General features: G+C 41.4%; 10 protein-coding genes. 3 read left to right on the forward strand and 7 right to left on the reverse strand.

Annotated elements, in window-relative coordinates:
• Positions 1-638: 638 nt before the first annotated feature.
• The 4 genes from istB to Q0590_RS35245 all read right to left on the reverse strand — a co-directional run bounded on the left by istB (position 639) and on the right by Q0590_RS35245 (position 3,540).
• Positions 639-1,358, reverse strand: coding sequence for an IS21-like element helper ATPase IstB (gene istB, locus Q0590_RS35230; RefSeq protein ID WP_302042376.1), 720 nt, complete (start codon positions 1,356-1,358; stop codon positions 639-641).
• Between the two features lie 9 nt (positions 1,359-1,367).
• Complete coding sequence (gene istA, locus Q0590_RS35235; protein WP_302042377.1) at positions 1,368-2,531, reverse strand: IS21 family transposase; 1,164 nt, start codon at positions 2,529-2,531, stop codon at positions 1,368-1,370.
• Positions 2,532-2,576: 45 nt separating this feature from the next.
• Positions 2,577-2,912 carry a hypothetical protein gene (locus Q0590_RS35240; protein WP_302042378.1) on the reverse strand — a complete coding sequence of 112 codons (336 nt, stop codon included), beginning with the start codon at positions 2,910-2,912 and terminating at the stop codon, positions 2,577-2,579.
• A 340-nt stretch (positions 2,913-3,252) separates the two neighbouring features.
• The gene (locus tag Q0590_RS35245) at positions 3,253-3,540 is read right to left on the reverse strand and encodes a hypothetical protein (protein ID WP_302042379.1); all 288 of its coding nucleotides are present in this window, start codon (positions 3,538-3,540) and stop codon (positions 3,253-3,255) included.
• 353 nt (positions 3,541-3,893) lie between these two features.
• On the opposite strand from Q0590_RS35245, the gene Q0590_RS35250 reads away from it, so the two are divergent.
• Positions 3,894-4,163 (forward strand): hypothetical protein, encoded by a 270-nt coding sequence (locus Q0590_RS35250; RefSeq protein ID WP_302042380.1) that lies wholly within the window; start codon positions 3,894-3,896, stop codon positions 4,161-4,163.
• A gap of 622 nt (positions 4,164-4,785) precedes the next feature.
• On the opposite strand, the gene Q0590_RS35255 is transcribed toward Q0590_RS35250, so the two are convergent.
• Both Q0590_RS35255 and Q0590_RS35260 read right to left on the reverse strand, forming a co-directional pair.
• Positions 4,786-5,547 carry an acyl-CoA desaturase gene (locus Q0590_RS35255; RefSeq protein ID WP_302042381.1) on the reverse strand — a complete coding sequence of 254 codons (762 nt, stop codon included), beginning with the start codon at positions 5,545-5,547 and terminating at the stop codon, positions 4,786-4,788.
• A gap of 216 nt (positions 5,548-5,763) precedes the next feature.
• On the reverse strand, positions 5,764-6,066 hold the full coding sequence (locus tag Q0590_RS35260; protein ID WP_302042382.1) for an RNA polymerase sigma factor: 303 nt from the start codon (positions 6,064-6,066) through the stop codon (positions 5,764-5,766).
• Positions 6,067-6,680: 614 nt separating this feature from the next.
• Here Q0590_RS35260 and Q0590_RS35265 point away from each other — a divergent pair.
• Both Q0590_RS35265 and Q0590_RS35270 read left to right on the forward strand, forming a co-directional pair.
• Complete coding sequence (locus Q0590_RS35265; RefSeq protein WP_302042383.1) at positions 6,681-9,923, forward strand: chemotaxis protein CheB; 3,243 nt, start codon at positions 6,681-6,683, stop codon at positions 9,921-9,923.
• A 341-nt stretch (positions 9,924-10,264) separates the two neighbouring features.
• Positions 10,265-10,627 carry a hypothetical protein gene (locus Q0590_RS35270; protein ID WP_302042384.1) on the forward strand — a complete coding sequence of 121 codons (363 nt, stop codon included), beginning with the start codon at positions 10,265-10,267 and terminating at the stop codon, positions 10,625-10,627.
• Between the two features lie 715 nt (positions 10,628-11,342).
• Here the strand turns inward: Q0590_RS35270 and Q0590_RS35275 are convergent.
• The gene (locus Q0590_RS35275) at positions 11,343-11,786 is read right to left on the reverse strand and encodes an IS3 family transposase (RefSeq protein WP_302042385.1); all 444 of its coding nucleotides are present in this window, start codon (positions 11,784-11,786) and stop codon (positions 11,343-11,345) included.
• Positions 11,787-12,081: the final 295 nt, after the last annotated feature.

Raw genomic sequence — 12,081 nt, forward strand, 5'->3', positions numbered from 1 at the left:
CCCCTTTGAATTAACACATCTAATAGACCGTAAGGGCAGTAGGGAAGATATCATTTATTTTCTAGCTATTTGTATTAGCAGGAGGTGATTGTTTAAATTGAATCTGTATCCCTTTTCGCTTACAAAATTGAATAGTGCCTGCTATGACTTCTGCTCTCGATAGCTCAAACCATTGCGTGAAATAGCTGATCATCGCTTCTGTCAAGTAGAAAGCTTGATGGGGATCAATGGTAACCGTATCCAAGTAGCGATGTAAACGTTTATACTTTGCATCCATAGTTACATATTGAGTATCGCATCCTAGTTCTAAATTACTTATTCACCTAAACGATAGAAGAAAGAAGAGTGTTTGTATCCCCTCTCTTGATTCTTTTTTTGACAGCTTATTTTTAGCTAACAGCCAAGCTAGTATTGATTGTCAACCGATATGCGCACAAGGCCTCCTTGCCTTTATGCTTGTAGGCTGTATTTTTTATGAGGCTAATCAAGAATAAAACAGGCGCCTGCTATAGATAAAAAAGCCTTTAGCATTTTCATCTAAAGGCTTGACAATGGATATTCCGGTGATGTTGACCCCCTTTGGCGATACTGACAGGCCCAAAAGGAAGTGGTTCAAAGAACCCGATGGTCTGACAATGTTAATACTTTTTTCTTAAACTTTCACCTTTTAACTCTATCCGATAAGAAGCATGTAGCAGCCGGTCCAGGATGGCATCAGCAATAGTTGCTTCCCCAATCACCTCATACCAGCTGCTGATGGGTAGCTGAGAGGCAATGATGGTAGAGGCACGAGCGTGTCGGTCTTCAATCATCTCCATCAAGTCCAGTCGCTGTCCTGCTTCTAAGTGAGTTAAGCCAAAGTCATCTAATATAAGCAGACGGGTTTTGGATAGCTTCTCAAAGAACTTGATCAAGGTACCATCTACACGGGCCATTTTTGTTTTCAGCAGCAGTTTAGCTACATTAAAATAAGCCACTGAGTGCCCCTGTGCACAGGCCTGATGTCCTAGTGCAGAAGCCAGGAAACTTTTGCCTGATCCGGTAGCACCGCTGATCAGGATGGATTCTCCTTTAGCTAAGTATTCTCCGGTGGCCAGATTACTCAGCAAGGCTTTATCCAAGCCTCGTGTGGTACCCGGCTGCAGCTCTTCAATAGAAGCCTGGTAGCGGAAGAAAGCATTGCGCGTCAAACGGCGGAATTTCCGTTCCCTTCGCTCATTTTCTTCTGCTTGCAATAGTAGTTCGAGCCCTTCACTTAAGGACAGTTCATGGTACTTTCTTGTTTCTAGCAGTGCCTGCCAGCTGCGGCTCATGCCATGGAGTTGTAGTTGACTGAGTTGGGATTGGATTTGCATCATTTTATCAGATTAGTTAGGAGTGGATAAAAATTGGGTATAGTAATCTTTGCCGCGGATATTTGAGTGCTGTGGTAAGGGTTGCTCAATGATCTGCTCCTGGCCGTGCACCATATTGTTCTCCAGTAGATTGCGTATGAAGCGGTAGGTGTAATTGTCGTGTTCAATGGCAATCAGACATGCTTTTCGGAAGCTATCTGCAGGGCTCTTACTTTGTAATCGGAAAAGGCCATCACAGGTGCGGTATAGTTGTTCTGGATAGCGCTTCTGTGCGAACAACAGCTCTAAGAGCCGGTATAACTCTTCTGATTTACCTTGGGCTTTCTTTAGATAGTATTCCGGGCTGCGCTCCAGGTAATGCCTGTGATGAGAACATAGATGTTCTTTGTTAGTAGTATAGGTGCCCATGCGGTAGTCTCTCACATGCAAAGCTATCTGTTCCCCTTTGCTATAGATATGTACCATCGAGCGGGTATAGATCACCTTTACCTGCAGGCCAATGTAGCTGTAGGGTACACTATAGTAATGCTTATCCTGAGTTAGGTAGATATGGTTATTCTGGGCCACTTTCAACTCTCGGTAATGCTTCAACTCAAAACCATAGTCTGGTAGTGGCCCAAGCAGGTGTTTTTCATCGGCCAGGAATCTTTCTTGTCTGCAGTAGGGCTTTTTTTGCATGCGCGTCTGATTGTGCTCGCTGATCTTCTCCTTGATGGCTTTATTAAGGGAGGCAAGATCAAAGAACTGTTGATGGCGCAGTTTAGCATATACCCTGCTGTAGATGAGTTTAACTCCATTCTCCACCAGAGCTTTATCCTGTGGTTTTCGCACTCTGGCTGGAATCACTACCGTGCCGTAGTAATTAGCAAAATCCTCCATGGTGCGGTTAATATCCGGTTCATAGGGGCTGGCTTTTACAATAGCCGCTTTGAGATTATCTGGTACCAGTACTTTGGGAACACCACCTATCTCTTCCAAACAGCACCGGAGGGCGTAGAGAAAGTCTTCTATACTTTGACTGGGCACAGCCATAGCAAAGCTGTAGTCAGAATAGGGCAGGCAAGCAGCAAATACCTGGCAGCAGATCACTTCTCCAGTGTCTTTGTCAATATAGGAGAGCTTCTTTCCGGCAAAATCAATGAAGAGTTTTTCTCCTGCTTTATGGGTAAGGACCATTGTAGGTTTTCTGGCCAGTAGCTGCTGAGATAAATGAAAACAGAATTAGGAGTAGCCGTAGCCTTGAGGATACTCTTTTTTATACTCCTCCCACAGCAACCTTCTGTTGACACCTACCCCTTTAAATTCTTTAGCAAAGTAGTCGAGCTTGTCTTTGAAGTGGTCAAAACGGGTGTCTTTGTAGGCAGGATTACCGGCATGATATTTTGCTTCCAGCAGCGGATCGGCTAAAGAGAGCAACTGCTCGATGCTGAATGGCAGCAGGGCTGTTTTGGCAAGATACGCTTTGACCGTATTCTTGCTCAGACAGAGACTGCGGGCAATGAACTTGATGCCTTTTCCCTGTTGATGTAACAGCAGTAGTTGTTTGATCTGACTCATAGGTTTTGGTTTTCCAGCCATCGGTGCTCTGTTTGGTAACTAATCACCAAAGAACCAAATCCTATAGTCTTTTACGAGCAGAGGGGTCAGTATAGTCCGGAATCTTTCCTGCAAGGGCTGGTAGAGTCCGGAATTAGTAGCTATAGCTGCTCAAAAGTGGGGTCAATATCTGCCGGAATGGCATAATCTGCAGCTTTTTAGCTACTTACTTGCCGGAATCCGGGGCTTCAAAAGGGGTCAGCATGCTCCGGATTCTCCATGACAAGAAGCAAAAAGTGTATAGTAGAAAAAATTAAGGGGGCATCTCTATAATAGAATGTATAAAAGCGAAAGCATCTTTTTATCTGGTGGAGAACCTAGCCTGGAGACTCACTTGCTGGGCAGTAGAGGAGATAAAAAGGGGTTCTTGAAAGTCTATTCCTTCGCTAAACGCATACGCGGCATCCTTTCCTATGGTTAGGAGTTGATTTTTCAGCAAAGCCGGACTATTGCCTAGCAGTTGCTCCAACAAGGCCGGTTGTAGACATGACACCCGGATCTGATAATGATCCCGTTGTCTATTTTCTTCAATATGCAGCTCATAGCGGATGGCCTGGCCAAAGGTTTTACGGGTGATCGTTTCTTGCATACGCTCAAATGTTGCTATTATTTTTACTAAACCTTACTTCCCAAAGTACCTGCGATTGGTAGCTATATATGCCCTAGCGGCATCAAAAGTAAACAGTGAATGTAAATAAAAGTGAGTAAATGCTTATTTTCTTACATTAAAAGTTAAACAGAGGGTAAAGAAGCGACCTGTATCAGGCCCCTTTCCTATACCACTAACTAAAGTAGAGCAAAGGAAAAAATGGATTAATTATTTTGGGAGTAGATGTACTGGTTGCCAAATAGGAATTCTACCAAAATATCCATTTTCATAATAATCCTGTCTGTAGAAACTTAGCCATAAAAAGCAGAATTCTACAGGAAAGGATAGAGAAGATGAGTAATAAACAGGTAACTACGGATCTGGTAAATCAGTATATCTTTCAAGAACAAGTTCTAAAAAAAGAGCAGCAAGCGATCATTGATCGAGAGCAGTTGCTCACCCACAACCTGCTTTTATATGAGATGCTTTCCCAAATAGCTGCTTTCCCAGCCGGTTTACTGAAGCAATTCTACTATGCTATCAAGCAGCAAGAGATAGAAGTTATTTTAGTACTGAGAAAAAGAATTACTTCTCTATCCAGGAGGCTATTGAAAAAGGGCTAGTATGTAATCTTGTATCATTAATGAGGTCCAAATAAGGGGAATACTAGTGTATGGTCTATAATAAAACCTTGAAAAACATGTGTACAGGCAAGTATACACAGAATCAATCTATCTAAAAAGGTTTTTCCTTTCATGCTAGCTTGGTTTCAATACAAGCAATAATATCGTTCATAATTAAATGAACGATTATCACTACAGATAAGGGAGCCAGCAGAAATCAAACCGTTGACTTGTAATAAAAAGTAGCTGCCTGATAGGTCTATATCTGCCATTGATTTATAGGGAATTGATTTATGTCTTGAAAACTTCGGAAAACTTTTATAACAGGCAATGATTACTAAAAGGGTCATAATTTCAGTCAAAGTTTGTGTACTAAACCAGATGATTTTGACCTTATCTTCTTACTTTTTTGTCATTGCCACAGGGCAAAACGCACGTTTTGAGCCAGCCCAGTGCCTTGAGTAACAAAAAAAGTCTGGATTCCCGAGCATGCGAATGCGAAGGGAACCAACGCAGTTAATAATGCTTCCACGCTCAAAGCCAACGCTTAGCCCGCTATTTTTCCGGGCTTACGCACTTCTTTTTCCTTGTTTTCCACTTTTCCGAAGTTTTCAATTATTTCTTACTTAGGCACTAACTCTTTAAGCCGTGGGGCCTTGTGTGTTCTTAATCTGATTACCTTCAGCTGATCCAACATTTTCATTACCCAATACCCGGCATCCACCTCAAACCACTTCACTGAGTTATTAGGCCGTGAAGGATGTTTATGATGGTTATTATGGTAGGCTTCCCCCCAGAATATAAAATCTACCGGTATGAGGTTTTTAGAGGTGTTATTTACCTTAAAATTAACATAGCCTACCACATGGGCTAACCAGTTAACTACTGCTCCCTGAATAGCACCCATTCCAAAATGTAGCGGCAATAACAAGTAGTACCACCAGGATGGAGCAAGTAAATAATATAAAAATACATAGAAGCCGCACCAGGCAATTCTGGAAAGAGGACTATGGGCAATTTTATCAAAAGCCTCCCACTTAGGTAGTCCAATAGTATATTTTTGTTCTACGTTGGTTTTCCCGGTGAAAATATCAAAATAGTTGTTACGGGTTTGCCACATCATGGCAAACACATTGTTTGAGTTGCCCGGGGAGTGAGGGTCCTCTTTGGTATCCGTATGTGCATGGTGCAGACGATGCATAATACCATAGGCATAGGCACTGATGTAAGAGGAGCCCTGGGTTACGTAGCAACCGATGTAAAAGGCTTTTTCCCACCCTTTTGTCATGGTAAACATGGCATGGGCAGCATAGCGGTGGTGAAAAACAGATTGAAAAAAAAGAGAACTGTACCAGTGAATAATTAATAAAAAGATGATAGCCATAAAATATGTAAATAAGATCGTATACCCCTAATGCTTTGTCAATTCATAGTTCACAAGAGGGCATGTACTTTACATGTTTCCGATGGTGATGTGTGAATGCTCGCAGAGAATAAAAGGGATATCTCTTTCTCTGCGCCGTAAACTCTTTGTAATTCGTTGATATGTTCTATTCTCTACCTATGTGTTAATATGCCTGGGCTTACCTGATACTGCCCCTTAGCTTTTGGTGGAGCCAATCAGTTTAATAGCTTCCCCTTTCACAATACAGACCAGCCATACACCAAAACTGCTCCTGGCAGGCAAGAAGGAATCTATATTTTTCCAGATATAGATAAAGGTGTTTTCCATTACCTGCTCCGCCACTGAACTATTGCTTGTCAGATGCAAACTTAGGGTATAGAGGGATTTACTGTATGTATCATAGAGTAGCTCAAACCCTTCTTTGTTTTTATCTTTCAATAAAGAAACTATCTTCTGCTCAGCTAAGCTAATTTGATGCAGGGTATAAGAGTGACTCATTTGCTGTTCTGTTTGAACCCTGTTTCTTTATAATAAATCTATTCCACGCTGCTTTTGGCTTAAAGGTGTCTGCACATATGTTCTTTACATAGAATTAAAAAATAAAAAAACAGGTGCAAAGTTTTCTACAGGCTGCTTAGTGAGATAAAGAAAAGTATATTATTGACTGGTTACTATTTAGGCTAATATACTCCTATATTTCCTATTTTGTTTCGTATAAATACTTATTTCAAACAAATCCGTATTTATACGTAGAGATGGTATTATATTTTTTAGATAATTTGCTTACCAAGCAGTTGTATTAATTAAGGCTCATTGGACAGATATGTCATACGTTCCTGCTTAACATACTTACCCCCTTTTGAATTTTTACTTTTTACTATCTGCCCTAATGTAGAATAACAAATATGTGTCGCCTTTAATTTTACCAATAGCTGAAATGAGACTATGTTCAACTATTTTTTTAGCTAATCCCCTATTTTGGGTACAGGCAGCATGCATACACAATTAATTTCTATTTGAAGGTAAAACAAAATTTTTAATGCTCATTTTATTGTTGCTTTATAGATAGTACCACAAATTTTGACTACTACTGCTTTAACAAATATTGCTTTATGACCGATCACTCTTCTATCCAGTATATTATTGCCTTAGGTGCTTCAGCCGGTGGTATTGAGGCTATCTATACCTTTTTTGATCATACACCCCTGGATCATGCTTCCTATATCATTATCCAGCATCTGTCTCCCGATCATCAAAGCCGGCTAGGCCAGTTACTTGAAAAGCACAGTAAGCTCGACATAGCCCTGGCAGAAGACGGTATGGTAGTGGAAGCCAATAAAATCTATGTAATACCCAATCAGCAGTTCATGACCCTTAATAAGGGAAGGCTTTACCTGACGAGTAAAGCCGGGAAAAAAGGCCCTCACCTGACGATCAATACTTTTTTTCAATCTCTGGCTAAAGACCAGGGCAGTAAAGCGATTGCTATTGTACTTTCAGGCATGGGTAGTGATGGCAGCGATGGCATCCAGGCTATCAAAAAAGCCGGTGGCCTGGTAATAGTGCAGGACCCGGAGACAGCCACCTATGATTCCATGCCGGTGCGAGCCTTAGCTACCGGTGTGGCGGATTGGGTGCTATCCCCCAAAGAGATGCCTGTATATATTCAGTCCTATGTGCATCAGCTGCACGGGCAGATACCTGATCTTCTTGATTCTGCTGCCAGCGGGATAAGCGAAAAAGAAGAAAGCACCATGACAGCTATCTTAACCTTACTTAAAACTAAACTGCCACTTGATTTTACAGACTATAAGCGGACAACCATTTACAGAAGAATCCGCAAAAGAATGGCTCACCACCAGGTAAATGATTCCAAAGCATATCTGAAGTTACTTACCAGCCATCCTCTGGAGATAGAGGCTTTAGCACAAGACTTTTTAATTAGTGTAACTGCTTTTTTCAGAGACCGGGAAGCCTTCGACATTATCGAAAGAGATGTCCTACCTCATATAATGGGATCATCTGCAAGGGAAGAAGTAAAAATTTGGGTAGCCGGCTGTGCAACCGGAGAAGAAGCCTATTCTCTGGCCATTCTGGTGCAGGAATACCTGGAGAAAACACATAGTACAAAGGAGGTGAAAATTTTTGCCACCGATTTAGATAAAAATGCCTTGGGTGTAGCCTCTAGAGGTATCTATCCGGAAAGTATTGCCGGTAGTGTGCTTGGGCAAAGGCTGGAGCGTTTTTTTATTCACCAAAACCAAACTTACCGCGTCAAACCAGAGCTGCGCAAGATGCTCATTTTTGCTCCTCATAACCTGGGTAAAAACCCGCCTTATGCCCGTATGGATCTGATCTCTTGCCGGAACCTGCTCATTTACATGAACAAGCAGTTACAGGAGAAAATATTTTCCATGCTGCATTTTGGCCTTAAAAAGGGAGGATACTTATTTTTAGGAGCCAGTGAAAATCCTACCTTGCTTCACACACATATGGAGGAAATCAGCCGGAAGTGGAAAATTTACAAAAAAAAGGAACATATCCCCCCTTTTCGCCTGGATACGTTTTCTTTACCGCCCTATGAGCCAGGCAAATCTTTACCTCTGCCTTCGGCTAGAGAGGAGGGAACCCTACCAAAACCTTTACTTGGCGAAGCATTGAGTGAAATATTATGGAGTGAGTATGGAACTGCTGGGGTGTGTATCGATGAAAACCTGCAAGTAGTTGATTCCTTTGGAGAACTAACTACCTACCTGTTACCCAAAGTATTCAATTTTAATCTGCTCCAGCTCTTGCCCGAGGCACTTGCCCTGCCTGTGAAAGCAGCTATCCGGCAGGCATTCAAATCCGGGCAAATTATACGAATCCAGGGTATACACCTGGGAACTGGGGAGCAGGAAAAGCAGGTAGAGGTAGTCGTAAAACCATTTACGGACCGGCGGAATGAAAAGCAGTTTTTACTGCTGCTCTTTCATGAGACATTGACTCCTTCAAAGGCTACAGCAAGGGACAGTTATCCGGGAGAGCGATGGTCGGATGTTTCTTTGCCTACCCGTGAATATGTGGAGAGTCTGGAGGCCGAATTGCAGAATAGCAAAGAGCGGCTGCAAGTTGCCCGGGAGAAGTTAGAAGCCAATGAGGAAAATATGCTTTCTTTCAATGAAGAACTTTTGTCTGTCAATGAGGAGATGCAGTCTACTAATGAAGAATTGCAGAGCACCAATGAAGAAATGCAATCAGTCAATGAAGAGTTACAAAATGTAAACAGTGAATATCAGCTGAAAATTAAACAGCTAACCGAATTGAATGATGATTTGAACAATTATTTCCGGAGCAATGCAAATGGGCAGGTATTCGTAGACCGTTCCTTACATTTAAAAAAGTTTTCCCCTTCAGTAGTTGAGTTGATCAATTTACAGCAAAGGGATATCGGAAGGCCCCTGGATGATATTACCACCAACATCAAATTTGAAACCATCACTGAGGACATAAGAAAAGTGATTGCCGAGGGGGGGGTTTTGGTCAAGGAAGTCCAGTCAGCCTCCAAATCCTATCAGATAATGACTATGCCTTATATCCGGCAAAGCGATAGCAAAATAGATGGGGCCATCATTACTTTCTATGATATCACAGAGCTTAAAGGGCTACAAACCGAACTCGAAGAGCGCAATAAGCGCTTACACCGGATCAATGATGATTTAGATACCTTCGTTTATACAGCTTCTCATGACCTATTGAGCCCCATTGCCCATATTCAGGGATTAGTCGAGCTTCTGCACAGAAGAAATGCAAATCTCGATCCGGAGACGCTGGAATTTTACCGCAAGATTGATGAAGCCATTACTAAATTCAGGGCGCTCATCCGGGAGTTAGCAGGAATTGGAAAAATTGAGAGTGAGCAGTTAAAGCAAGGAGAAGATATTTATTTAGAAGAGCTCATAGCTGATATCAAGCTTAGTATCGCCTCGCTCCTGGAGGCCACTCATACCCAAATAGAACTAGCGTTTGATGTACCCACTATTCGCTTCTCAAAAAAGAACCTACGCAGTATACTATACAATCTAATAGCAAATGCCATTAAATACCAATCGCCGGAGCGTGCCCCCTACATAGTGATCCGCACTAAAGCCTCCCCGGATTTTCTGCAATTAAGCGTAGAAGATAATGGGATAGGTATGGAGGAAAGTAAAATCGCTTCCATCTTTACGCTTTATCATCGCTTAAGCGAGCAAGTAGCAGGCCAGGGCATCGGGCTGTATCTAACTAAAAAATTGATTTATGCTGCAGGAGGCCATATTGAAGTGGTAAGCAAAGTTGGGAAAGGGACAACCTTTAAGTTGTATTTTAGGCTGTAACATAGCTGCCATTACTGTCTGAAAACCATATGGGATCAAAATATATGCACACGGGCACCTATATCACCGTCTCAATGTACAAATTGCTTGGTTTACAAAAGGGTAAATATATATACAATCAATATTGGATTGGTTGCTATTTGCGACTCTCAAAAAATACAGGAGATGCCACAGACATTGAACAGTCGGTTGGTAACAGAGTTAAAAAACAAAACACAGAAAGCATTGCCCATGAAACTGTGAAAAAAATTTATTCCTGATTCTTATACCCAAGCTTGAGAACATTTAAAGAGCTATAAGCTCATTTTTAGATGGAATAGAAACACTTTTAATCAATTACTATGCATAATCAGTCAATTCTTCAAAGGCTAAGCACTTTTCAGAAAGAAATAGAAGTGTTTCAAGCAAAAACAGCACCTGTTAAAGATTACTCCGTTAATGAAATACGATTTATCTGTGAGAGATCTATTCTGTTGATGAAAAACTACAGTGGCCAAGGAAGTGAGTTACCCAAAGAAATAGCTCTGGCTAAGCTGCTAAGTGTGTTGGAAACAATAGAAGATTATTATCTAGCGTACAACAAGAGCAACAATAAGGCGACTGTTCCTACTATACACATAACAGAACCCGCTCTGGAAGCCTTAAGCAGCTTTCTAATTAGCATTAGTCAGGTTCCTGTTAAATCAAAAAATATTATTGGATAAAATCTCGTTAGTTAAATTCTGGCAGGGCTTATTGAGGTACTCCCCATTATTAGGACCAAAAATGGGTAAATGTTAATTGAAATTTTGCTTCAGGCACTGCTGGCTAATGAACTTAAATAAACTGAAACGGGCAGTTGCCTTCCAATTCCTTGATGGTACTTTTGATAATTGTATCTTTCAAAGAATGCCTGCAGCCCCTGCTAAAGCTGCCAGCCATCTTCAGGCGGTGTAATGTAAACAGGTGAATCGTTCATGATTCACTTCATATTTGACTGTTCGCCATGATCTTTCGATATATACGTTATCAATAGCCGAATCCCAGATCAAGCTCTGGTTTGAGATTCGCCCTTTGCCATCCATACTAATTAAGATTTCTCTCTCTTTTAGATACGCCACCCACTTATTACAGGTAAACTGACTGCCTTGGTCAGAATTAATTATTTGTGGCTTACCATGACAGCTAAGGGCTGCCTGCAAGGTCTCTACCACCTAATCTGCATCTATATTATTAGAAATATCCCAACCTACCACAAATCGGCTGTAGACATCAATCATAGCTACCAGGTACATGGACCTGAAATAAGATTTCATCTTAGGTCCAAGCCTTTAACCATAGGAATGTAGGTGATGTCAATTTGCCAAACCTGGTTGCTTACATTGATAGACAAATTCTTCAGTAAGTAGGGATAGATATATTCAGCCTTACCTAACTTACTCAAATTAGGCTTAGGAAAATAGCCATGATACCCATTTTTCTTAGCAATCGCCTCACCCGTTTATGGTTCACCTGGTAACCCTCTGCCCGCAGATAATCCTGTAGTTGCAAGACTCCTTCAGTTGGGTAGTTTAGATATCGCTCATCTAGCAGGCGCATAATACGCTGGTTTTCTTCTGTTTCTCCAATCGGCTGATAATATAGTACACTTCGGTTCAGACCCAATAAATCGCACTGCGCCCGGATACTCAGTTCGTTTTCCCTATCAATCATTGCTTTCAGTTGGTTTAGCCCAGTTTCTTCTAGTTTTTTTAGAAACTCATTTTCTAATTCTAAACTGCCAATCTTGGCATATAACTGTTCCGGGTCGATCTGCTCTTCAGATTGGGTGTCGGCAGGTCTTTCAAATACGGAAGCGGCTCTGCTGGAAAATTTTGCTTCCATTTACCAATCCGGACCCGATGCTGATATCGTCTGCTAGTCCGTGGGATAAACTTCAAGTAAATCAAAAATCATCAATATCTTGTAGAACCTCTTAAGCAGTAATACCTACATGAAGGAGTAGTTGAGTAAAAAATACAGGAAAATCTATAGCAAGGTATGATAGTAACAAAAACTCATGAAAATTAGCTAAGTGAACTTTGAATAATTTAACCAGTATTTGTAACTCCTGCCAATATGGCTGATTTTAAAAGAAGGGCATTATGGCTAATTGATGGTTAAGTTACAAGAAAGGCAG

The sequence above is a fragment of the Rhodocytophaga aerolata genome, from assembly GCF_030503435.1.
Taxonomy (GTDB): Bacteria; Bacteroidota; Bacteroidia; order Cytophagales; family 172606-1; genus Rhodocytophaga; species Rhodocytophaga aerolata.

Excerpts from the sequence above, each read along its gene's own strand:
- istB (WP_302042376.1), bottom strand. The coding sequence starts at position 1,358 with ATGATGCAAATCCAATCCCAACTCAGTCAACTACAACTCCATGGCATG.
- istA (WP_302042377.1), bottom strand. The coding sequence starts at position 2,531 with ATGGTCCTTACCCATAAAGCAGGAGAAAAACTCTTCATTGATTTTGCC.
- Q0590_RS35240 (WP_302042378.1), bottom strand. The coding sequence starts at position 2,912 with ATGAGTCAGATCAAACAACTACTGCTGTTACATCAACAGGGAAAAGGC.
- Q0590_RS35245 (WP_302042379.1), bottom strand. The coding sequence starts at position 3,540 with ATGCAAGAAACGATCACCCGTAAAACCTTTGGCCAGGCCATCCGCTAT.
- Q0590_RS35250 (WP_302042380.1), top strand. The coding sequence starts at position 3,894 with ATGAGTAATAAACAGGTAACTACGGATCTGGTAAATCAGTATATCTTT.
- Q0590_RS35255 (WP_302042381.1), bottom strand. The coding sequence starts at position 5,547 with ATGGCTATCATCTTTTTATTAATTATTCACTGGTACAGTTCTCTTTTT.
- Q0590_RS35260 (WP_302042382.1), bottom strand. The coding sequence starts at position 6,066 with ATGAGTCACTCTTATACCCTGCATCAAATTAGCTTAGCTGAGCAGAAG.
- Q0590_RS35265 (WP_302042383.1), top strand. The coding sequence starts at position 6,681 with ATGACCGATCACTCTTCTATCCAGTATATTATTGCCTTAGGTGCTTCA.
- Q0590_RS35270 (WP_302042384.1), top strand. The coding sequence starts at position 10,265 with ATGCATAATCAGTCAATTCTTCAAAGGCTAAGCACTTTTCAGAAAGAA.
- Q0590_RS35275 (WP_302042385.1), bottom strand. The coding sequence starts at position 11,786 with ATGGAAGCAAAATTTTCCAGCAGAGCCGCTTCCGTATTTGAAAGACCT.